This window comes from Burkholderia contaminans (genome assembly GCF_029633825.1).
GTDB lineage: Bacteria > Pseudomonadota > Gammaproteobacteria > Burkholderiales > Burkholderiaceae > Burkholderia > Burkholderia contaminans.
This window is the reverse complement of sequence record NZ_CP090640.1, coordinates 3,553,195-3,575,238: the sequence shown is the minus strand read 5'-3', so window position 1 is coordinate 3,575,238 and position 22,044 is coordinate 3,553,195. Positions and strand designations below refer to the sequence as shown.

At 66.0% G+C, this 22,044-nt stretch carries 18 protein-coding genes and 7 tRNA genes; 18 read left to right on the top strand and 7 right to left on the bottom strand.

Annotated features, from left to right (window positions below):
• The first annotated feature begins 251 nt into the window (after window positions 1-251).
• From LXE91_RS16695 to LXE91_RS16670, 6 genes are all read left to right on the top strand, one after another.
• On the top strand, window positions 252-617 hold the full coding sequence (locus tag LXE91_RS16695) for a hypothetical protein (protein ID WP_039342592.1): 366 nt from the start codon (window positions 252-254) through the stop codon (window positions 615-617).
• 141 nt (window positions 618-758) lie between these two features.
• Window positions 759-2,630: an extracellular solute-binding protein gene (locus tag LXE91_RS16690; protein WP_039342595.1), complete on the top strand. Its 1,872-nt coding sequence runs from the start codon at window positions 759-761 to the stop codon at window positions 2,628-2,630.
• A 52-nt stretch (window positions 2,631-2,682) separates the two neighbouring features.
• Entirely contained in the window at window positions 2,683-3,726 is a 1,044-nt protein-coding gene (locus tag LXE91_RS16685) for a microcin C ABC transporter permease YejB (RefSeq protein WP_039342598.1), read from the top strand.
• A gap of 48 nt (window positions 3,727-3,774) precedes the next feature.
• The gene (locus LXE91_RS16680) at window positions 3,775-4,872 is read left to right on the top strand and encodes an ABC transporter permease (protein ID WP_039342602.1); all 1,098 of its coding nucleotides are present in this window, start codon (window positions 3,775-3,777) and stop codon (window positions 4,870-4,872) included.
• Window positions 4,869-6,491 carry an ABC transporter ATP-binding protein gene (locus LXE91_RS16675; protein ID WP_039342605.1) on the top strand — a complete coding sequence of 541 codons (1,623 nt, stop codon included), beginning with the start codon at window positions 4,869-4,871 and terminating at the stop codon, window positions 6,489-6,491. Before LXE91_RS16680 ends, LXE91_RS16675 begins: the two co-directional genes overlap by 4 nt.
• Before the next feature lie 128 nt (window positions 6,492-6,619).
• Window positions 6,620-7,297: a C40 family peptidase gene (locus LXE91_RS16670; protein ID WP_039342609.1), complete on the top strand. Its 678-nt coding sequence runs from the start codon at window positions 6,620-6,622 to the stop codon at window positions 7,295-7,297.
• A 148-nt stretch (window positions 7,298-7,445) separates the two neighbouring features.
• Here the strand turns inward: LXE91_RS16670 and LXE91_RS16665 are convergent, their stop codons facing one another.
• Window positions 7,446-8,360 carry a patatin-like phospholipase family protein gene (locus tag LXE91_RS16665; RefSeq protein ID WP_039342612.1) on the bottom strand — a complete coding sequence of 305 codons (915 nt, stop codon included), beginning with the start codon at window positions 8,358-8,360 and terminating at the stop codon, window positions 7,446-7,448.
• Window positions 8,361-8,639: 279 nt separating this feature from the next.
• Here LXE91_RS16665 and gltX point away from each other — a divergent pair, with 279 nt between their 5' ends.
• The 9 genes from gltX to LXE91_RS16620 all read left to right on the top strand — a co-directional run bounded on the left by gltX (window position 8,640) and on the right by LXE91_RS16620 (window position 12,025).
• A complete protein-coding gene (gene gltX, locus LXE91_RS16660; RefSeq protein WP_039342615.1) occupies window positions 8,640-10,049 on the top strand; it encodes a glutamate--tRNA ligase in 1,410 nt (469 codons plus the stop codon).
• A gap of 128 nt (window positions 10,050-10,177) precedes the next feature.
• Window positions 10,178-10,253: transfer RNA gene (locus tag LXE91_RS16655), tRNA-Ala, on the top strand.
• Between the two features lie 138 nt (window positions 10,254-10,391).
• Window positions 10,392-10,467: transfer RNA gene (locus LXE91_RS16650), tRNA-Glu, on the top strand.
• 79 nt (window positions 10,468-10,546) lie between these two features.
• Window positions 10,547-10,623, top strand: a tRNA-Asp gene (locus LXE91_RS16645).
• 63 nt (window positions 10,624-10,686) lie between these two features.
• Window positions 10,687-10,762, top strand: a tRNA-Glu gene (locus LXE91_RS16640).
• A 78-nt stretch (window positions 10,763-10,840) separates the two neighbouring features.
• A tRNA-Asp gene (locus LXE91_RS16635) sits at window positions 10,841-10,917 on the top strand.
• A 66-nt stretch (window positions 10,918-10,983) separates the two neighbouring features.
• Window positions 10,984-11,059, top strand: a tRNA-Glu gene (locus tag LXE91_RS16630).
• 73 nt (window positions 11,060-11,132) lie between these two features.
• Window positions 11,133-11,209 (top strand) — tRNA-Asp (locus LXE91_RS16625).
• 351 nt (window positions 11,210-11,560) lie between these two features.
• The gene (locus LXE91_RS16620; protein WP_021159069.1) at window positions 11,561-12,025 is read left to right on the top strand and encodes a GNAT family N-acetyltransferase; all 465 of its coding nucleotides are present in this window, start codon (window positions 11,561-11,563) and stop codon (window positions 12,023-12,025) included.
• Between the two features lie 26 nt (window positions 12,026-12,051).
• Here LXE91_RS16620 and LXE91_RS16615 read toward each other — a convergent pair whose 3' ends face one another.
• On the bottom strand, window positions 12,052-12,930 hold the full coding sequence (locus tag LXE91_RS16615; protein WP_039342882.1) for an AraC family transcriptional regulator: 879 nt from the start codon (window positions 12,928-12,930) through the stop codon (window positions 12,052-12,054).
• A 258-nt stretch (window positions 12,931-13,188) separates the two neighbouring features.
• Between LXE91_RS16615 and LXE91_RS16610 the strand changes: the two genes are divergently transcribed.
• Window positions 13,189-13,602 (top strand): gamma-glutamylcyclotransferase family protein, encoded by a 414-nt coding sequence (locus tag LXE91_RS16610; protein ID WP_039342624.1) that lies wholly within the window; start codon window positions 13,189-13,191, stop codon window positions 13,600-13,602.
• Between the two features lie 135 nt (window positions 13,603-13,737).
• Here the strand turns inward: LXE91_RS16610 and aceB are convergent, their stop codons facing one another.
• A complete protein-coding gene (gene aceB / locus LXE91_RS16605) occupies window positions 13,738-15,330 on the bottom strand; it encodes a malate synthase A (protein ID WP_039342626.1) in 1,593 nt (530 codons plus the stop codon).
• Window positions 15,331-15,397: 67 nt separating this feature from the next.
• Window positions 15,398-16,159 (bottom strand): haloacid dehalogenase type II, encoded by a 762-nt coding sequence (locus tag LXE91_RS16600; RefSeq protein ID WP_039342629.1) that lies wholly within the window; start codon window positions 16,157-16,159, stop codon window positions 15,398-15,400.
• Between the two features lie 154 nt (window positions 16,160-16,313).
• Between LXE91_RS16600 and LXE91_RS16595 the strand changes: the two genes are divergently transcribed.
• Complete coding sequence (locus LXE91_RS16595) at window positions 16,314-17,219, top strand: LysR family transcriptional regulator (protein WP_039342632.1); 906 nt, start codon at window positions 16,314-16,316, stop codon at window positions 17,217-17,219.
• 159 nt (window positions 17,220-17,378) lie between these two features.
• On the top strand, window positions 17,379-17,813 hold the full coding sequence (locus LXE91_RS16590) for a universal stress protein (protein WP_031399397.1): 435 nt from the start codon (window positions 17,379-17,381) through the stop codon (window positions 17,811-17,813).
• Window positions 17,814-18,012: 199 nt separating this feature from the next.
• Here the strand turns inward: LXE91_RS16590 and aceA are convergent, their stop codons facing one another.
• The 3 genes from aceA to LXE91_RS16575 form a co-directional block, all read right to left on the bottom strand.
• The gene (gene aceA / locus LXE91_RS16585) at window positions 18,013-19,320 is read right to left on the bottom strand and encodes an isocitrate lyase (RefSeq protein WP_039342637.1); all 1,308 of its coding nucleotides are present in this window, start codon (window positions 19,318-19,320) and stop codon (window positions 18,013-18,015) included.
• Between the two features lie 409 nt (window positions 19,321-19,729).
• Window positions 19,730-21,292, bottom strand: a complete 1,563-nt coding sequence (locus LXE91_RS16580; RefSeq protein ID WP_039342639.1) for a DEAD/DEAH box helicase — start codon at window positions 21,290-21,292, stop codon at window positions 19,730-19,732.
• 358 nt (window positions 21,293-21,650) lie between these two features.
• Window positions 21,651-21,920: an acyl-CoA-binding protein gene (locus tag LXE91_RS16575; protein ID WP_011352486.1), complete on the bottom strand. Its 270-nt coding sequence runs from the start codon at window positions 21,918-21,920 to the stop codon at window positions 21,651-21,653.
• Window positions 21,921-22,044 lie beyond the last annotated feature (124 nt).

Sequence of the window (22,044 nt, the reverse complement as noted above, 5' to 3'; positions counted from 1 at the left end):
CCGAAGCGCGGCGGGAGCCCGGTTCGGCTCGCGCAGTGTGCGTGGCGCCGCTTAACGCGGGGCGCGGGGCAGGATGAAAGATGTTTTAGGAACGGGGCGCGAGGGGGCGGGGCGGGCGTCGATTGTTACAAGACGTTAGCGCAGGCTTTCCGTTGCGATGCCGCGCATCAGTTCTTACAAAGTGGAAATATGCGGAGACGGCGCTTGCCGTTATAGTCGAATCACACATGAAACAACCAGAAGAGGAATCCATGAAGACCTTGCGTGTTGCCTCGCTCATGACCGGTATGACGGCCTTGCTCGTGTCGGGCGCAGCAATGGCGGGAGTCAATGTCGGGATCAATCTCGGCGTTCCGGCGCCGGTCTACGTCGCGCCCGCACCCGTGTATGCGCCGCCGCCTCCGCCGCCGGTCGTCTATCAGCCTGCGCCGGTCTATGCGCCGGCACCTGTCTACGCTCCGGGGCCGGCCATCGTGATCGGCTGGCACGGCGACCGCTACTGGGACGGCCGTCGCTACTGGGGCCGCGACGAGTGGTACCGCCATCACGGCCGCGGCTGGGGCGATCGTGGCGATCGTGGCCACTGGGACAACGGCCGCCACAACGGCTGGCGCTGATCGGCAGGGCGCGGCCGCCTGATGCGCGCCTCCGATCCGCCCGTGAAGAAACCGCCCGCGTGGCGGTTTTCTTTTGGCTCGCCGGCTTGAATGGGTAGAATCGTCCCTCGTTACTCCCCTCATTCGACCGACAGGGCCTCTATGACGAAGGGTTCGCCCCGGGCCGCCGCCGCGCGCGTCCGCCGTGCGGTACGAACTGCCGGCTGCGCGGCTGCGGTGTTCGTGCTGCAAGCGGTGCTGGCCGCGAGCGCTGCGCACGCGGCCTACGCCATTGCGCAGTACGGCGAGCCGAAGTATCCGCCGGGCTTCAAGCATTTCGACTACGTCAACCCCGACGCGCCGAAGGGCGGCACGCTGGTGCTCGCGAACCCGAACCGGCTGACGTCGTTCGACAAGTTCAACCCGTTCACGATGCGCGGCAACCCCGCGCCGGGCATCGACATGCTGTTCGAGAGCCTCGCGACCGGCAGCTCCGACGAGCCGGCGTCCGCGTACGGGCTGCTCGCCGACGACATCGACGTCGCGCCGGACCGCCGCTCGGTCACGTTCCACCTGAATCCGCGCGCGCGCTTCTCGAACGGCGACCGCGTCACCGCCGACGACGTCAAGTTCTCGTTCGACACGCTGAAGAGCAAGCAGGCCGCGCCGCAGTTCGGCGCGTATTTCGCGGAGATCGCGAAGGCCGTGGTCGTCGATCCGGCCACGGTGCGCTTCGAGTTCCGCAGCGCGAACCGCGAACTGCCGCTGATCGCCGGCGGCGTGCCGGTGTTTTCGCGCAAGTGGGGATTGCGCGCGGACGGCTCGCGCATCCCGTTCGACCAGCTCGCGTTCGAGCAGCCGATCGGCAGCGGCCCGTACCTGATCGACCATTACGACAACGGCCGGACGATCACTTACCGGCGCAACCCGGCGTACTGGGGCGCCGACCTGCCGGTGCGGGTGGGCACCAACAACTTCGAGCGGATCGTCTACAAGCTGTATGGCGACGGCGTCGCGCGGCTCGAGGCGTTCAAGGCCGGCGAATACGACGTGCTCGTCGAGTACATCGCGCGCAACTGGACGCGCCGCGACGTCGGCAAGCGCTTCGACAGCGGCGAGCTCGTCAAGCGTGAATTCCGCCAGCATAACGGCGCCGGCATGCAGGGCTTCTTCATGAACCTGCGCCGGCCGCTGTTCCACGACGTGCGCGTGCGCCAGGCGCTCGACCTCGCGTTCGACTTCGAATGGCTGAACCGCCAGCTGTTCTACAGCGCCTACACGCGTATGAACAGCTACTTCGCCGACACCGACCTGCAGGCGACCGGCACGCCCGGCCCCGGCGAGCTGAAGCTGCTGGAGCCGCTGCGCGCGCAGCTCGACCCGGCCGTGTTCGGCCCGGTGGTCACGCAGCCGAACACGAATCCGCCGGGTTCGCTGCGCGCGAACCTGCTGAAGGCGCGTGCGCTGCTCGCGCAGGCCGGCTGGACCTATCGAGACGGCGCGTTGCGCAACGCGAAGGGCGAGCCGTTCACGTTCGAGATCCTCGACGATTCCGGCGCGTCGATGGAAGGGATCGTGGCGGCGTACCAGCGCAATCTGGCGAAGCTCGGCATCGACGCACGTTTTCGCACGGCCGATTACGCGCTCCTGCAAAAGCGCCTCGATGCGTTCGACTACGACATGACGACGATCCGCCTGCCGGGCGTGCAGGTGCCGGGTGCCGAGCAGTACTCGCGCTACGCGAGCAAGTTCGCCGACGAGCCGGGCTCCGACAACTTCATCGGGCTGAAGTCGCCGGCCGTCGATGCGCTGCTGCACGCGCTCGGCACCGCACAGACACGCGAAGACCTGCTCGACGCGACGCACGCGCTCGACCGTGTGCTGATGCACGGCTACTACGCGGTCCCGCAGTGGTACAGCACGACGCACCGGGTCGCGTACAAGCGCACGCTCGCCTATCCGCAGACGCTGCCGCTGTACTATTCGGCCGAGGGCTGGGTCGTGTCGACCTGGTGGGCGAAGCCCGATCACTGAACCACGCCGCCCCAACGTTCAATCCCGCCTACCGATCGCGAGTCGACGCCCTATGTGGAGCTACATCCTCAAACGCCTGCTGCTGATGATTCCGACGCTCATCGGCGTGCTGACCCTCACGTTCGCGGTGATCCAGTTCGTGCCGGGCGGCCCGGTCGAACAAGCCGTGCAGGAATTGCGCAAGGGCGCGACGGAGCAGGGCGCCGTGCCGTTCGGGATGCGTGCGCACACCGGCGTCGACGCGCAGCAGCTCGCGCAGCTCAAGGCGCTGTACGGTTTCGACAAGCCGCCGCTCGAACGCTACTGGCTGATGCTCAAGCGCTTCGCGCGCTTCGATCTCGGCGACAGTTATTTCCGCCACCAGAGCGTGTGGTCGCTGGTCGTGCAGAAGATGCCCGTGTCGATCAGCATCGGGCTGTGGACGTTCTTCCTCACGTACCTGATCTCGGTGCCGCTCGGCATCGCGAAGGCCGTGCGCAACGGCTCGCCGTTCGACGTCGCGACGAGCCTCGTCGTGCTCGTCGGCTATGCGATTCCGGGCTTCGTGCTCGGCGTGCTGCTGCTCGTGCTGTTCGGCGGCGGCTCGTTCTGGCAGCTCTTTCCGCTGCGCGGCCTCACGTCGGACAACTTCGCGCAGCTGTCGCTCGTCGGCAAGGTGCTCGACTACCTGTGGCACATCGCACTGCCGATCACCGCATCGGTCGTCGGCAGCTTCGCGGTCGTCACGATGCTGACGAAGAACGCGTTCCTCGACCAGATCCGCCGGCAATACGTGCTGACTGCGCGCGCGAAGGGGCTCTCCGAGCGCAACGTGCTGTGGAGGCACGTGTTCCGCAATGCGATGCTGCCGCTGATCGTCGGCTTTCCGGCCGCGTTCATCGGCGCGTTCTTCACCGGCAGCCTGCTGATCGAGACGTTGTTCTCGCTCGACGGCCTCGGGCTGCTGTCGTACGAATCGGTCGTGCGGCGCGACTATCCGGTCGTCCTCGGCACGCTGTACCTGTTCACGCTGATCGGGCTCGCGACCAAGCTGATCTCCGATCTCTGCTATGTGTGGGTCGATCCGCGCATTCAATTCGACACCCTGGAGCGCTGACATGAAACCGTCCGTCTGCATGCCCGGCGTCACCGGGCGAGGTGCGCGATGAACCGGGCCGTCGTGTCTTCCCGCATCGACGCGGCGCGCGCCCGCGTGTCGCCGTCGCCCGCGCGCCGCGTATGGCAGCGCTTCCGGCAGCAGCGCCTCGGCTACTGGAGCTTCGTGATCTTTTTCGTGGCGTTCGCCGTGAGCGTCGCGGCGCCGCTGTGGTCGAACGACAAGCCGCTCGTTGTGCATTACGACGGCCAGTACTATTTCCCGCTGTTCCACGCGTATCCGGAGACGACCTTCGGCGGCGATTTCCCGACGCCGGCCGACTATCTCGATCCGTATGTACGCAAGCGGCTCGAGGCGCCCGGCAACTTCGTCGTCTACCCGCCGAACCGCTACTACTACGACACGCTGAACTACTTCTCGAACGTGCCGAACCCCGCGCCGCCGTCGCGCGCGAACTGGCTCGGCACCGACGCGCAGGGGCGCGACCTGCTCGCGCGGCTCGTGTACGGATTCCGCGTGTCGGTCGAGTTCGGGCTGATCCTGACCGTGATCGGCACGCTGCTCGGCATCGCCGCGGGCGCCGTGCAGGGCTTCTTCGGCGGGCGCATCGACATCGTCGGGCAGCGGCTGATCGAGATCTGGAGCTCGCTGCCGGAGCTGTACCTGCTGATCATCTTCGCGTCGATCTTCGAGCCGAGCTTCCTGCTGCTGATCGTGCTGCTGTCGCTGTTCGGCTGGATCGGGCTCGCCGACTACGTGCGCGCGGAATTCCTGCGCAACCGCACGCAGGACTACGTGCGCGCGGCGCGCGCGATGGGCCTCACGAACTGGCAGATCATCTGGCGCCACGTGCTGCCGAACAGTCTCACGCCGGTGATCACGTTCCTGCCGTTCCGGATGAGCGGCTCGATCCTCGCGCTCACGAGCCTCGATTTCCTCGGGCTCGGCGTGCCGCCGCCGACCCCGAGCCTCGGCGAGCTGCTCGCGCAGGGCAAGGGCAACCTCGACGCCTGGTGGATCTCGCTGTCGACCTTCGGCGTGCTGGTTGCGACGCTGCTGCTGCTGACCTTCATGGGCGATGCGCTGCGCAATGCACTCGACACGCGGATCGCCGATTCGGTGCGCGCGGCGGGAGGCCAGCGATGAGCGAACCGGTCGTATCGACGCAGCGCGAGCCGCTGCTGGCGCTCGAGCATCTGCATGTGCGCTTCGGCGACACGGTCGCGGTGGACGACGTGACGCTCGCGATCGGCCGCGGCGAGCGCGTCGCGCTGGTCGGCGAGTCGGGGTCGGGCAAGAGCGTGACCGCGCTGTCGATCCTGCGGCTGCTGCGGGACGCCGACGTGAGCGGCACGATCCGTTTCGCGGGGCAGGACCTGATGGCCAAGAGCGAGCGCGAGATGCGCGGGCTGCGCGGCTCGGACATCGCGATGATCTTCCAGGAGCCGATGACCGCGCTCAACCCGCTGTATACGATCGGCGTGCAGATCGGCGAGACGATCGTGCTGCACGACGGCGTCTCGGCGGTCGAGGCGCGCAAGCGCGCGATCGCGTTGCTTGCACGCACGGGCATCGCCGAGCCGGAGAAGCGCGTCGACAGCTATCCGCACCAGTTGTCGGGCGGCCAGCGCCAGCGCGCGATGATCGCGATGGCGCTCGCCTGCCGGCCGCGCCTGTTGCTGGCCGACGAGCCGACCACCGCGCTCGACGTGACGATCCGCGCGCAGATCGTCGATCTGCTGCTGGAACTGCAGCGCGAGGAAGCGGAAAAGCGCGGGATGGCGATCCTGCTGATCACGCACGACCTGAATCTCGTGCGGCACTTCGCGGATCGCGTCGCGGTGATGGAGCACGGCCGGCTCGTCGAGAGCGGGCCCGTCGAGCGAATCTTCGCGGAACCCGAGCACCCGTACACGCAGCGGCTCCTGAACAGCCGGCCGCAACGCGCGGTCACCCCGGTGATGCCGATCGCGCCCGTCGTGCTCGACGCGCAGCACGTGAGCGTGCAGTTCGCGCGCAAGCGGCCGGGCATCGCGGGCTGGTTCGGCTCGGTGCCGGTGACGGCCGTCGCGGACGTGTCGGTGTCGGTGCGGCAGGGCGAAACGCTCGGCATCGTCGGCGAATCGGGATCGGGGAAGTCGACGCTCGCGATGGCGCTGCTCGGCCTGCAGAAGACGGCCGGCGGCACGATCGAATTCCAGGGCCGCGCGCTGTCGACCTATCGCGGCCGCGAACAGACCGCGCTGCGCTCGAACATGCAGGTCGTCTTTCAGGATCCGTTCAGTTCGCTTTCGCCGCGTCACACGATCGAGCGGATCGTCGGCGAGGGGCTCGAGCTGCATCGCCCGGACATGACACCCGATGCGCGGCGCGAGAAGTCGCTCGCGGTGCTGCGCGAAGTCGGCCTCGACCGCACGGTGCTGCACCGCTATCCACATGAATTCTCGGGCGGGCAGCGGCAGCGGATCGCGATTGCGCGCGCGCTGGTGCTGGAGCCGCGCATCCTGATCCTCGATGAACCGACGTCCGCGCTCGACGTGTCGATCCAGCAGCAGGTGCTGAAACTGCTCGCGAATTTGCAACAGAAATACAACCTCGGCTATGTCTTCATCAGCCATGACCTGGAGGTGATCGGGGCGATGGCGCACCGCGTCGCGGTGATGCAGGACGGGGCCGTCGTCGAGTCGGGGGAGGTGGCCGACATCTTCACCAGACCGTCACATCCTTACACACAAAAGCTGTTGAAAGCGGTCTGGAAAGCGTGATAGGCGGCCAATGGTCTGACTATCTCGATTGTATTTATTAATTTGTTTTGACAAACGATTACGCGCTGGCTAGTATCGACCGAAATTTTCCGCCAATCAGCTGATTTTTAAGCAAATTCCATCGACCAATGCAGCATCGATCCCTGACCCAGGCATGCGCGCGCACCGTCGCCGGGCTGTTCATCGGCGCCCTGTTCGCAGCAGCACCCGGCGCGTTCGCCGACGAAGTCAGCAGTTTTAACCAGAATGTCACGAATTCGACTCAGAACGCGTCGAATTCCTCCCTCCAGCAGACCAGCGCCCAGCCGTCGTCGAGCGGCGGCGCGAAGTCGTTCCTTGCGGGCATGGCCGGCAAGGCGGGCGACGTGGTCGTCGGCGCGCTGAACATGATCGGCGTGCGTTATCGCTGGGGCGGCAACTCGCCGGATTCGGGCCTCGACTGCAGCGGCTTCGTGCGCTACGTGTTCCAGGACACGCTCGGCATGTCGCTGCCGCGTCGCGCGGAAGAGATGAGTCGCGTCGGCGAGAAGGTGAGCATGAGCAACCTCAAGCCGGGCGACCTCGTGTTCTTCAACACGATGCGCCGTACGTTCTCGCACGTCGGCATCTACATCGGCGACAACAAGTTCGTGCACTCGCCGTCGACGGGCAGCACCATCCGCGTCGACGATCTCGATAGCGGCTACTGGGAAAAGCGTTTCACCGGCGCGCGCCGGCTCGAATCGGAGTTCCCGATGAAGCCGGAAGACCTGCGTCAGCGCGTGCGCGCGACGATCGGCGACGATTCGGCGAACGGCAACAACTGACGTTCGACGGCCGGTCCGGCCGGATCGAAAAAAACCCTGTCACCGAAAGGCGGCAGGGTTTTTTGTTTTGGGGCAGTGCAAACGGCGAGCCGGGAACCGCTTCGCCGTTGGCGGGCCGGCGGCGTGCGCCGGCCCGCGACTCGCGTGCTTACGCAGCAGCCACGCCGCGTGCCGCCGCGAGCTTGCGCTGCAGTTCCGGCATGATGCGCGCGACGGCTTCCTCGCCTGCGAGGATGGCCGCGTTGCGCTGGTTGAAGTCGCTGCCGCCCATCGCGTTGAGGTTCGGGCGGATCACGACGTCCGCATACTTGTCGAGCTCGTAGGTCTTGATCGTCTGGCCCATGATCGTGAAGGTCTGCAGCAGCATCTCGATCGGGTTGTTGGTGGCCGCGCCGTCCGGCCGGGACGAGATGTCGACCGCGATCACGAAGCTCGCGCCCATCTTGCGCGCATACGACGCGGGCACCGGGCTCACGAGGCCGCCATCGACATACTCGCGGTTGCCGATCTTCACCGGCTCGAACACCGACGGCACGCTGCACGACGCGCGCACCGCGAGCCCCGTATTGCCTTGCTGGAACAGGATCGGCTGGCCGTTCTGCAGATCGGTCGCGACGACGCCGAGCGGCTTCGCCATCTTCTCGATCGGCCGGTTGTTGAGCGTCTTGTTCAGGAAGTTCTGCAGCGCGACGCCTTGCAGCAGCCCGCGCGAGCGGAACGGCAGCGCCCAGTCGCTGATCGCAGCCTGGTCCATGTCGAGCGCGATCTTGTTGATCTGAAGGGCGCTCATGCCCGACGCATAGAGTGCGCCGACCACCGAGCCCGCGCTCGTGCCCGCGACGATCTCGATCGGGATGCCGCGCGCCTCGAGCGCCTTCAGCACGCCGATGTGCGAGAAGCCGCGCGCGGCGCCACCGCCGAGCGCGATGCCGATCTTCACGGGCTTTTCCTGCGGCACTGCGGCGCCGGGGCGGGATTTGTCGCCGAACGACGTGCAGGCGGCGAGGCTGGCGGATGCGGCGGCGATCGTGAAGTGGCGGCGCGACAGGCGAGGGGACGACATCGAATGGTTCTCCGGCGGCTTGGCGGCGGGTGTCACGGCCCGCGGCGGCGATAGGTTCCGAGCGGCCGCGCAGGGGTTCCGTGCGGCCGGCGCCGCGCCGGCTGGCGGCCGCGGCGCGCACATCATAAAGCAAGCGGCGCGCTTGGCGCGATGTCAGGCACGAGTATAATTCCGGCTTCTTTCCCGTTCCGGGCGTCGCCGGCCCCGTTGCTGTCCGGGTTGCCGCCGTCGATCCCGCGTCGAATCATTCATGCGCCCCAGGCGTTCGAGTTACCGTTTATGACCCGTCCTGTCCGTACCCGCTTCGCGCCGAGTCCCACCGGCTTCATCCACCTCGGCAACATCCGCTCCGCGCTCTATCCGTGGGCGTTCGCCCGCAAGATGAAGGGCACGTTCGTGCTGCGCATCGAGGATACCGACGTCGAGCGTTCGTCGCAGGAAGCGGTCGATGCGATCCTCGAGGGGATGCAATGGCTCGGCCTGGATTTCGACGAAGGCCCGATCTACCAGATGCAGCGGATGGACCGCTATCGCGAGGTGCTTGCGCAGATGCTCGAGAAGGGCCTCGCGTACCCGTGCTACATGTCGGCCGAGGAACTCGACGCGCTGCGTGAGCGCCAGCGCGAGGCCGGCCTGAAGCCGCGCTACGACGGTACGTGGCGTCCGGAGCCCGGCAAGGTGCTGCCGGAGCCGCCGGCCGGCGTGAAGCCGGTGCTGCGCTTCCGCAATCCGTTGACCGGCACGGTCGTGTGGGACGACGCCGTGAAGGGGCGTGTCGAGATCTCGAACGAGGAGCTCGACGACCTCGTGATCGCGCGCCCGGACGGCACGCCGATCTACAACTTCTGCGTGGTGGTGGACGACATGGACATGGGCATCACGCACGTGATCCGCGGCGACGACCACGTGAACAACACGCCGCGCCAGATCAACATCCTGAATGCGCTCGGCGGCGAGCCGCCCATGTATGCGCACCTGCCGACCGTGCTGAACGAGCAGGGCGAGAAGATGAGCAAGCGTCACGGCGCGATGAGCGTGATGGCGTACCGCGACGCGGGCTTCCTGCCCGAAGCCGTCGTCAACTATCTCGCGCGCCTCGGCTGGTCGCACGGCGACGCGGAGATCTTCTCGCGCGAGCAGTTCGTCGAATGGTTCGATCTCGAGCATCTCGGCAAGTCGCCTGCGCAGTACGACCACAGCAAGCTGAGCTGGCTGAACGCGCATTACATCAAGGAAGCCGACAACGCGCGCCTCGCCGAACTGGCGAAGCCGTTCCTTTCCGCCCTCGGCATCGACGATGCGGCGATCGCGACGGGCCCTGCGCTCGAAGCGGTGGTCGGGCTGATGAAGGATCGCGCGACGACGGTCAAGGAGATCGCGGAAGGCGCCGCGATGTTCTACCGTGTGCCGGCACCGGAAGCCGATGCGCTCGCGCAGCACGTGACCGATGCGGTGCGTCCGGCGCTGGCCGATCTCGTCGCCGCGCTGAAGGCGGCCGACTGGACGAAGGAGGCGGTGTCCGCCGCGCTGAAGTCGACGCTCGGCGCGCACAAGCTGAAGATGCCGCAACTGGCGATGCCGGTGCGTCTGCTGGTGGCGGGTACGACGCATACGCCGTCGATCGATGCGGTGCTCGTGCTGTTCGGTCGCGATGTCGTGGTGTCGCGCATCGAGGCGGCGCTGGCCTGAGGTTCGAGGGCGAGCGAAGCTGCCCGTGCGTGACATCGCGGCAGCTTCGCAAAAAATTTCGCTCGAATCGCAAAAAGGGTATTTACAAGTTCAAAGTAGCTCCATATAATCTTATTTCTGTTCTGCAAGGGGGTATAGCTCAGCTGGGAGAGCGCTTGCATGGCATGCAAGAGGTCAGCGGTTCGATCCCGCTTACCTCCACCATCAGAACAAGCTGAGTTGATTTGCGAAGCACTGGTAGTAATAAATGCTTCACAAAATGATTCAAAGCAGTTAGAATTTCGGCCTTCGCTGTTGATTGAAAAGTGAATAGCGAGAGTCAGACAGATCTGAAAAGATTTTGTCCCCTTCGTCTAGAGGCCTAGGACATCACCCTTTCACGGTGAGTACAGGGGTTCGAATCCCCTAGGGGACGCCAGATTCAGCGGCGTTTCGTAGAAATGTCGCAACGCTTGCAGGAACGTAACCGACGTCCTGCAGGTGAGGGTAAGAAAGCTGGAGCGGTAGTTCAGTCGGTTAGAATACCGGCCTGTCACGCCGGGGGTCGCGGGTTCGAGTCCCGTCCGCTCCGCCAGAACGAAGCCCGTTCAAGACGTTTTTGAGCGGGCTTTTGTATTAAGGATGTAAGCAGTACGTTGTCCCCTTCGTCTAGAGGCCTAGGACATCACCCTTTCACGGTGAGTACAGGGGTTCGAATCCCCTAGGGGACGCCAGATTCAGCGGCGTTTCGTAGAAGTGTCGCAACACATGCAGGCGCGTGACGGTGTCCTGCAGGTGTGAGCAAGAAAGCTGGAGCGGTAGTTCAGTTGGTTAGAATACCGGCCTGTCACGCCGGGGGTCGCGGGTTCGAGCCCCGTCCGCTCCGCCAGAACGAAGCCCGTTCAAAGAACGTTTTTTGAACGGGCTTTTGCATTAAGGATGTAAGCAGTACGTTGTCCCCTTCGTCTAGAGGCCTAGGACATCACCCTTTCACGGTGAGTACAGGGGTTCGAATCCCCTAGGGGACGCCAGATTTCGGCGTCGTTCGAACAAACGATGCGCCGGCAGGAAGCAACCGACGCCTGCCAGGCAAGTAGCAAGACTGGAGCGGTAGTTCAGTCGGTTAGAATACCGGCCTGTCACGCCGGGGGTCGCGGGTTCGAGTCCCGTCCGCTCCGCCAGAAAATGAAAAAGCCCGCCTCGTGCGGGCTTTTTCATTTGCGTTTCAGGTTGCGCCCGCTGGCGGGCGCGTGACTGCGGAGTGGAGGAAGCTGCCTGCGCAGCTTCCGGCGGGACTCGAAGGGATGCGCGTGCACGCGCATCCGCGGCCTGCAGGATGTAGGCGAGTCCCGTCCGCTCCGCCAAAAAATGAAGAAGCCCGCCTCGTGCGGGCTTTTTCATTTGCGTTTTCGGTTGCGCCCGCTGGCCGCATAACCCCCGGTCATCCGGCGTCGAGCCGCTACGAGAAATCCGCGATTGCATCCGCACGCGACTGCGCTATCGTTGCGGGATGCGTTCTCGACCCCTGCGCGATGCTCGATCCGACCGACCTGCGACTGCTGTATCAGCTCCGGCCCGCGGAGGCTGGCGATTTTCCGTTCGCCGAAGCGCTGACGCACGGCAACATGGGCGGCTACTACAAGCGCCATGGGCTCGTGTGGCGCAGCGACCTGTTCTACGCGAGCTGGCGCGAATCCGAGAACTTCATCCTCGAGGCCGACGGCGAGCGCATCGGCGTGCTGCGCGTGACCGAGGAGGGCGACTCGCTGCACATCCGCGACGTGCAGATCGCGGCCGGCCATCGCGGGCAGGGCGCCGGCACCTACATGCTCGACATGTCGCACCGCTGGGCGCGTGCGCGCGGGCTGCACGAACTCCAGTTGCGCGTGTTCGTCGACAATCCAGCCGCGCGTCTCTACCTGCGCATGGGCTATCGGGTTGCCGGGTCGCGGCTCGCGCAACTCGGCTCGATCCGCCACATGGTGCGGCCGGTCTGAAGTCCTGACGCGCTGAAGCGACGCGTTCAGCGGGCAGCAACGTCGATCGCGTCGTCGTCCGGGGTTTCGTCGTCCGCGTGGCTGCCTTCCGGGCCGCGGTGCTCGTAGCCGCGCAGCATGAATGCGCGCGGGCTTTCGCCGAAGGCACGCCGGAACATCGCCGAAAACGCGCTCTGGCTCTGGTAGCCGAGTTCGCGCGCGATATGGGACAGCGGACGCCCCTGGTTCAGCAGCGGGATGGCCCGCGCGAGCAGCGCCTGCTGGCGCCACTGCGAAAAGCTCACCCCCAGTTCCTGCTTGAAGAGCCGCGAAATCGTGCGCGTGCTCGCGCCTACCTCGCTGGCCCAATGCTCGAGCGACTCCGCATGGGCCGGGTGCGCGAGGACCGATTCGCACAGCATGCGCAGCCTTTTTTCGTCGGGCATCGGCACCGCGAGCGGCAGCGGCTCGGCATGACTCAACTCGTCGAGCACGAGCCCGCACAGCAGGCGCTCGCGCGTGGCGCTCAGGTCGCGCGCGTCGAGTGCGACGATCAGTTCGCGCAGGAGCCCCGTCACTTCGACGACGCGGCACGCGTCGAGCCCGTCCGGCACGATCGACTCGTCGATATACAGCGTGCGCAGATACGCCTCTTCGACGATCACGACCTCATGCGTCACGCGCGGCGGCACCCAGATCGCGCGGGATGGCGGCACCATCCAGGTCGTGCCGGTCGTCGCGACGCGCAGCACGCCGCGCGAGGCGTACGCGAGCTGCGCCCACGCGTGCGTATGCAGCGGGATGCGGTGCCCGGTATCGACCTGCCGTGCGCGCACGCGCATCGGATGGACGGCGGTCGGCGCGAATTCGGGCGGAATGTCGATGACGTACGGGTTCGGTACGTCGGCTTGGAACGGCGGGTTCATGGACGATTCGGGCAGCGCGGCGGCGATGCCGTTATTGTAGAAGGCGCCGTGAAAGTGCATGCGGCGGTTTGTCGGGCGATCATGCCGCGTTCAAATGAACTTTGTGTGGGGGCCTGTCGATTTCCGGACTGCCCCGTGGCCGGGTGCGCTTGCGGGTTCGAACCATCCGGCCGGTATCGCGGTCTATCGATGCGCGGGCGGTTTCGCCACGACTCGCCTGCGAACACGGCAACATACGAATCAAAGAGGAGAACCACGATGCGCTACGTATTCGTCTACGGCACCTTGAGAAACGGGGAGGCTAACGACATCGGCCACGCGGCCGCCAGGCACGGGATTGCCGCGCCGACGCTGCTCGGCGCCGTCGCGCTGCCGGGCGAACTGTACGATTTCGGTACGTATCCGGGAATGATTGCCGGGTCGGCCGGCAAGTCGCTCGTCTGGGGCGACGTCTACGAGGTCGACGACCAGCTCGTTCCCGTGCTCGACGAGATCGAGCGCGTGTATCCGGGCGTCGACTCGCTGTTCAAGCCGGAAGACGTGACCGTCGAGCTCGGTGGCCGGCAGTACGCCTGCCTTTACTATCCGGTCGCCGCGCACGCGATTGCCGGGCGTCCGCGCATTGCGTCGGGCGACTGGGTTCAGCACCGGCGCGAGCGGGAAGCGGTGTGACCGGTCGTGCGGCAGCCGCGGTAGCGGATCCTGTCGCAAAAGAAGAAGCGCCCCTCGGGGCGCTTTTTTTGATGCCGTCACCGCACGCGACCGGCGCCGACGCAGGGCCGGCTCCGGTCGAGGCGGGCAGCTACGTCAGATTTCCTCGTACAGCGGCAGCGTCAGGAATTCGGTGAAGCCTTCCGACGTCGACATCTGCTCGAAGATCGCCGCGGCGCGCTCGTACGGCTGCGTGTTGCCGCCGACCGAGCGCTTCACGTTGTCGAGTTCGGCCTTGGCGAATTCACGCACGAGTTCGGCGGTGACCTTGCGGCCGTCGTCGAGCACGCCCTTCGGCGAGCGGATCCATTGCCACACCTGCGAACGGGAGATTTCGGCCGTGGCCGCGTCTTCCATCAGGTTGTGGATCGGCACGCAGCCGTTGCCGTCGAGCCATGCGCCCAGGTAGTGGATGCCGACGTTGATGTTGTTGCGCAGGCCGGCTTCGGTGATCGGCGCTTCCGGCTGGAAGTCGAGCAGGTTCTTGCCTTCGACCTGCACGTCGTCGCGCTGCTTCGCGATCTGGTTCGGCTTGTCGCCGAGCACCTTCACGAACTCTTCCATCGCGATCGGCACGAGGCCCGGGTGGGCCACCCAGCCGCCGTCGTAGCCGTCGGTCGCGTCGCGCTGCTTGTCCGAGCGCACGCCGCCCATGGCCTTGTCGTTCGCTTCCGGATCGTTCTTGATCGGGATCAGCGCGCTCATCCCGCCGATCGCCGGCGCGTTGCGCTTGTGGCAGGTCTTCAGCAGCAGCAGCGCGTACGCGCGCATGAACGGCACCGTCATCGTGATCTTCGAGCGCTCGGCGAGGCAGAAGTCGCGGTCGTTCTTGAACTTCTTGATGGCCGAGAAGATGTAGTCCCAGCGGCCGGCGTTCAGGCCCGAGCTGTGTTCGCGCAGTTCGTACAGGATTTCGTCCATCTCGAATGCGGCGAGGATCGTCTCGATCAGCACCGTCGCGCGGATCGTGCCCCGCGGCACGCCGACGCCTTCCTGCGCGGCGACGAAGATGTCGTTCCACAGGCGCGCCTCGAGATGGCTTTCCATCTTCGGCAGGTAGAAGTACGGGCCCGAGCCGCGCGCGAGCAGTTCCTTCGCGTTGTGGAACAGGAACAGCGCGAAATCGAAGATGCCGCCGGACACGCGCTGGCCGTCGACCGTCACGTGCTTCTCGTCGAGGTGCCAGCCGCGCGGACGCACGATCAGCGTCGCGACCTTGTCGTTCAGCCGGTACGACTTGCCGTTCTGCTCGAGCGAGATCGTGCGGCGCACCGCGTCCTTCAGGTTGATCTGGCCGTCGATCTGGTTCGTCCAGCTCGGCGCGTTCGAATCCTCGAAGTCCGTCATGTACGAATCGGCGCCCGAGTTCAGCGCGTTGATGATCATCTTGCGCTCGACGGGGCCCGTGATCTCGACACGGCGGCATTGCAGGTCGGCCGGCAGCGGCGCGACCTTCCAGTCGCCTTCGCGGATCGCCTTCGTCTCGGCCAGGAAGTCGGGGCGCTCGCCCGCGTCGAGGCGCTTCGTGCGCTCGACGCGCGCCTGCAGCAGCGCCTGGCGGCGCGGCTCGAACGTGCGGTGCAGCGCTGCGACGAGTGCGAGCGCTTCAGGCGTCAGGATTGCTTCGTAACCCGGCTTGATTTCGCCGGTGATCGCCATGCCTTGCGGCAGCGTGATCGGGGTGCTCATGAGTCTCATCTCCTTGGTCGGTCAGTTGCGGTTTCGGTGAAGGGGGAAGGCGGCAGCGCTGCGGACGTCATGCACCCGGGCCGGGGCGCGTGCGGTTTGCGGGTCTGCCGGACGGAGCCGGGGTGGCGAGGAATGCGAGCAGGTCGGCCATGCCGGTACCGGTGCCGTCGGGCGGCGCGCCGAGTTCCTCGGCGGGCGCGCCCGTGCGGTTGAGCCAGAACGTCGTGTAGCCGAACCAGACGGCGCCGGCGACGTCCCACGCGTTCGACGACACGAACACGATGCCGCGCCGGTTCGGTCCGAACGCGTCGGTGCCGAGCGCGTAGGCTGCCGGGCTCGGCTTGTACGCGCGCACGGTGTCGGCCGACAGCACGCGATCGAACAGCCCGGACATGCCGGCGCTCTTGATCGCGATGTCGAGCATCTGCGGCGTGCCGTTCGACAGGATCCCGAGCGGCGGGCGCGGGTCGAGCGCGCGCAGCTTGCGCAGCGCGGGCACCGTATCGGGATAGGTGGACAAGCACGCGTATTCGTCCATCAGCCGCTTCTCGGCCGCGCTGTTCAGCGCGAGCCCGAGCCGGCGCGCGGCGAACCGCAGCGCATCGAGCGTGATGTCCCGGAACGGGCGATAGCGGGCGCCGGCCGGATCGGCGAGCGTGCGCAACTGCGAGTATTCGATTTGCTTGCGTCGCCACAGCTGCGACAACCGTTCCCCGTGACCGGGGAACATCTGCTCCGCCGCGGCGAGGACCGCACGCACGTCGAACAACGTGCCGAATGCGTCGAAGAGGATTGCGTCGGGAGAGGAGAGTGTCGTTGTGGCCGACATAGCCTTGCGCTCCAGTTTCAGAGGTCAGGTGAATTCTATTCGTGATCGTATGTGCCAAAAAATACGCTAAACATCACTTGATCTTTTACTTTCATATACCTAATCTTGAGCGGTTTAAGCTATTTGAAGGGCGGCAGCGCCGCTCCTGCGAGTCATGGACCGGTTCAAGCAGATCGAAACGTTCGCCGCGGTCGCGGCGAAGGGCAGCCTGTCGGCGGCCGCGCACGCGGAAGGGGTCGCGCCGGCGATCATCGGCCGTCGCCTCGACGCGCTCGAGGAGCGGCTCGGCGTCAAGCTGCTGGTGCGCACGACGCGCAAGCTCACGCTGACGTTCGAGGGTTCGGCGTTCCTCGAGGATTGCCAGCGTGTGATCAACGACATGCAGAACGCGGAGGCGAGCGTGTCCGCCGGCGGCGTCAAGGCGAGCGGCCACCTGCGCATCTCCGCGCCGGCCGGCTTCGGCCGGCGGCACGTCGCGCCACTCGTGCCCGAATTCAGCGGCGGGCATCCGGATGTATCGGTCACGCTCGACCTGTCCGACCGGATGGTCGACCTCGTCAACGAGGGGTTCGACTGCGCGGTGCGGCTCGGCGAGCTGCCCGACTCGTCGCTCGTGTCGCTGAAGCTCGGCGAGAATCGCCGCGTGTGTGTCGCTTCGCCCGCGTATCTGTCCCGGCGCGGCACGCCGGCCACGCTCGCCGACCTGGTGCGGCACAACTGCCTCGCGCTCGCGGCAAACGCGAACCAGCAACGCGGCTGGGCGTTCCAGGAGGACGGCAAGGTCGTGTCGATCCGCGTGAACGGCACGATGGAATGCTCGGACGGCGCGGTGCTGCACGAGTGGTGCCTCGAGGGCCACGGGCTCGCGTGGCGCTCGTGGTGGGAGGTTGGCGACGACATCGCGGCCGGCCGGCTCGTCAGCGTGCTCGACGCATTTGCGGCCCCGCCGATCGGCATTCACGCGGTGTTTCCGCAACGCCGGCATTTGCCGTTGCGCGTGCGGTTGTTTCTCGATTACCTGAAGCACACGTACGAGCGGCCCGGATATTGGGGCGAGTAGGCCGCGCGGGCCCGCGCGTTTCCGATATGAGGGCGAACCCGCTGCGCGGCCCGACCGCGTGCTTTCACGTCCTACAATCAAAACAGGCATGCCCCACGCGACGCAGCCGGACTGCCCGGAAGCGCGGCGCGCGGAGTGCGATTGACGAAGGAGGGCGCGATGTTCCGGCACATCCTCGTTCCAACCGACGGTTCCGAACTGTCGCAGAAGGCGATCGACGGCGCGATCGACCTGGCGCGTGCGGTCGGTGCGCGGGTCACGGCCTACGCGTGCCTGCCGCAGTATCCGTACTCGCCGTTTTCCGAAGTGATCATCGAGCCGCCCGCCGATTTCCGGGCGCGCAGCGAGCGCGAGGCGCGCGCACATCTCGACGAGGTCGAATCGGCCGCGAAGGCGGCCGGCGTCGATTGCGACACCTGGACGAGCGTGCATCCGTCGCCGTATCTCGGCATCATCGAGGCGGCCGAACGCGGCGGCTGCGACGTGATCTTCATGGCGTCGCACGGACGCCGCGGGCTCGGCAGCTTGCTGATCGGCAGCGAGACGCAGCGCGTGCTGACCCATACGAAAATTCCGGTGATCGTGTATCGATAGGGCGGCGCCCTGGAAAAAGGGCGCGCCGGACGGAGCCGGCGCGCATCGTTGCTGGCGGCCCGAACGCCGCGCGGCCGGTCACGCGATCGGGATCGCGCGCCTGCCGTCTCCTCCCTGATTGTTGTTCGGTGGCCGATGCCCGCCGTCGCGAGACGAGGGCCGGCATCGGCATGACGCGTGGCGCGTCGTGCTTTTCTGCTTACGCGACCTTCTTGCCGTCGAAGAACTGCTCGTCTTCGGTCGAGCCGTGCAATGCGGTGGTCGATGCTTCGCGCTCGACCGTCTGCGTCACCGCGTCGAAGTAGCCTGTGCCGACTTCGCGCTGGTGTTTGACGGCCGTGAAGCCCTTGTCCGCTGCCGCGAACTCGGCCTGCTGCAGTTCGACGAACGCGCTCATCTGCGTGCGGGCATAGCCGTGTGCGAGGTTGAACATCGAGTAGTTCAGCGCATGGAAGCCGGCCAGCGTGATGAACTGGAACTTGTAGCCCATCGCGCCGAGTTCCTTCTGGAACTTCGCGATCGTCGCGTCGTCGAGGTTTTTCTTCCAGTTGAACGACGGCGAGCAGTTGTACGACAGCAGCTTGCCCGGGAACTGCTTGTGGATCGCTTCCGCGAACTTCTTCGCGTACTCGAGATCCGGCTTGCCCGTTTCGCACCAGACCAGGTCGGCGTACGGCGCGTAGGCGAGACCGCGCGAAATCGCCTGCTCGATGCCCGGCTTCGTGCGGAAGAAGCCTTCCACCGTGCGCTCGCCCGTCAGGAACGGCTTGTCGTTGTCGTCGACGTCGGACGTGATCAGGTCGGCCGCTTCCGCGTCGGTGCGGGCGACCAGCACGGTCGACGTGCCCATCACGTCGGCCGCGAGACGCGCCGCCGACAGCTTCGCGACGGCCTCGCGCGTCGGCACGAGCACCTTGCCGCCCATGTGGCCGCACTTCTTCACCGAAGCGAGCTGGTCCTCGAAGTGGACGCCCGACGCGCCGGCTTCGATCATCGCCTTCATCAGCTCGAATGCGTTCAGTACGCCGCCGAAACCGGCTTCCGCATCGGCGACGATCGGTGCGAAGAAATCGATATAGCCTTCGTCGCCCGGGTTCTTGCCTTCCGACCACTGGATCTGGTCGGCGCGCGTCAGCGTGTTGTTGATGCGCTTCACGACGAGCGGCACCGAGTTTGCCGGGTACAGCGACTGGTCCGGGTACATTTCGCCCGCGACGTTCGCGTCGCCGGCCACTTGCCAGCCGGACAGGTAGATCGCCTTCAGGCCGGCCTTCACCTGCTGCATCGCCTGGTTGCCGGTCAGTGCGCCGAGTGCGTTGACGAACGGCTCGTTGTTGACGAGGCTCCACAGCTTTTCCGCGCCGCGCTTGGCGAGCGTGTGCTCGATCGGGATCGAACCACGCAGGCGGACCACGTCCTCAGCCGAGTAGCTGCGCTCGACGCCCTTCCAGCGCGGATCGGATTCCCATTGCTGCTGCAGTTCCTGTGCCTGTTGCTGACGCGACATGATGAGCTCCTTGATGCGGTGCGATGCCTGATGGATTGACGCTGACCGTGTTGAGGCTGTTACCGAAACCGAAGCCGTGCGTTCCGGTTCGTGAGGTCTTGTATAAGAGTCTAGGCAAATCGACTGAAGCGGGACAGGGGGCTTTTCGGGGAGTGGGATAATTTTTTAGTTGTTTTAAATCAATATCTTGAAATTTCAATTTCGGGATAAGAAATGCTGTTTTCCATCCCGCAATCGCCCGGGTTGTGCCACGCAGCATGATTTTTTACGACACAAAAAAATTTTCCGCATCGTGAAATGTGGGGCGGGACGAAAAAAACCGGCGCAGATGCGCCGGTTGGCAGGATGGGCAGGGCGGTGATCCGCGGGTCTGCCCTCCGTGGGGCGGCCGTCGGCCGCCCGTGCGTACTTACGACGCGGAGTTGCTGCGACGCGGGCCGCCACTGCGTTGGCCGTCGCGACGCGGGCCGCCGTCACGGCTGCCGCCCGGCTTGCCGCTCCAGCCGCCGCCATTGCCGCCGCCATTGCCGCCGCCGTAGCTGCGGCCGTTGCCGTTACCGTTGCCGCCGTAGCCGCCGCCCGGCTTGCCGCCGAAACGACGACCGCCGTTACCGCCGCCCGGACGGCCGCGGCCGCCGGTGCCACCGTTGCGCGGGGGCGCCTTGCGCGGCTCGAAGCCTTCGATCACGTTGACCGGCAGCGGCGAGCGCACGAAACGCTCGATGCGCTTGAGCGCGCCTTGTTCGGCGTGGTGCACGAGGCTCACCGCCGTGCCCGAACGGCCTGCCCGGCCCGTACGGCCGATACGGTGCACGTAGTCTTCCGCGAACTTCGGCAGGTCGTAGTTGAACACGTGCGTGATGCCCGGGATGTCGATGCCGCGTGCCGCGACGTCGGTGGCTACCAGCACGCGCACGCGGCGCTCGCGCAGCGCACGGATCGTGCGGTTACGCGCGCCCTGCGGCAGGTCGCCGTGCAGAGCGGCCGATTCGAAGCCAGCGTCGGCGAGACGGCCGGCGAGCTGGTCGGCGTCGATCTTGGTCGCCGTGAAGATGATCGCCTGGTCGAGCGCGTCGTCGCGCAGCAGGTGATCGAGCAGGCGATCCTTGTGGTCGCGGTCGTCGACGTAGTGCACGGTCTGCGCGATGTTCGCGCGCGACTCGAGGCGCTGCTGGATCTCGATCCGTTCCGGATCCTTCAGCAGGCGGCTCGTCAGCGAACCGATCTTGCCGTCGAGCGTGGCCGAGAACAGCATCGTCTGGCGCGATTCCGGCGTGGCGGCGACGATCGTCTCGATGTCTTCGATGAAGCCCATGTCGAGCATGCGGTCGGCTTCGTCGAGCACGAGCATCTTCAGCTCGGACAGGTCGATACGGCCGCGCTCGAGGTGGTCGAGCAGACGGCCCGGCGTGGCGACCAGGATTTCCGGGTTCTTCGCGAGCAGCATCAGCTGCTGGCCGTAGGCGACGCCGCCGAGGATGCTGACCGTGCGCAGGCGCTTCAGGTGCTTGCCGTACGTCGATGCGGCCGTGGTGACCTGCATCGCGAGTTCACGGGTCGGCGTCAGCACGAGCAGGCCCGGGCGCGCGACGGGTTGCGGGCGGCGCGCACGGCGGTCGCCCTGGTTCGGTTCACGCGGCGCGCGCGGTTGCTGCGCCTGCGTCTTCTGGAGCTGCGCGAAACGTTCGATCGCGGGCAGCATGAATGCAGCGGTCTTGCCCGAACCGGTCGGGCTCGAGACCAGCAGGTCACGGCCGGCGATGCCGGCCGGAATCGCGCGCTGCTGGACCGGCGTCGGCTTCACGTAGCCGGCGGCCTGCAGCGCGGAGACGATCTCCGGCGACAACCCGAGCGACGCGAAGCTCGGCTCGTCCGACGCCGGTTCGACCGCGGCCGGTGCGGCGGCGTCGTCGAGACCGAGCGCCTGGTCGGCGATCGCGTTGAGCGGGCTGGAGTTGATGCTCGAAGTCATAACAATCCTTGAAACACAGTGGGTGAAACGTCGGCGCCAATCGCGCATACCCAAGTCGTCGGATTCAGCGAGCAAATCGGGAAACGGGTGCAATCCGCCGAACCTTCGGCGGATGAGGCATTAGAAGCTGTTTTGGGTGCGGCGCGCTTCTGGAGCGAGGCCGCCAGCCTAGTTGACGACCGCAAGGGTCGAAGCAGGAGGGGACAGGTTCTAAACCGGATTGGAGCTTAACGCTACGAGGCGTCAGGCCGGAACGGCTTGCAAGCCGAGCGCGGAAGATGACGCAGGCAGCATTATAAAGAGATTTGCTGCGCTGCGCCACTGATTTGATTGCCTATTGCGGCAGGGGGCAATTCGGTCAGGAAGCCGTGCCGTTCTTCAGAGATTCGACGAGTTCGATGTACTGCTGCTTCGCCGCATCCTGCGACGTGCCCTTCAGCGCATCCCAGGCGTCGTACTTGTATTTGCCGACGATGTCGGTGAAGCCCGGCTTGTCGCCATGAGCGTCGCCGTCGGTCGCCTGCTTGAAGAGGGCGTACAGGCGCAGCAGGGTCAGGTTGCCCGGACGTTCCGTCAGTTGCTTGACGTCGATCTGGGCCTGGTCGAATTGGGCGGTGAGTTCGCTCATCGGGTGTCTCCGTAAGGGTTTCAGGTCGGGCGATCTTAACAAGCGGACCGCCGCGCGGGGTCGAGCGATCCTTCCAAACCGCCACCCGGTGCAGCCCGCACGCACGGATCGGGCCCGATCGCCC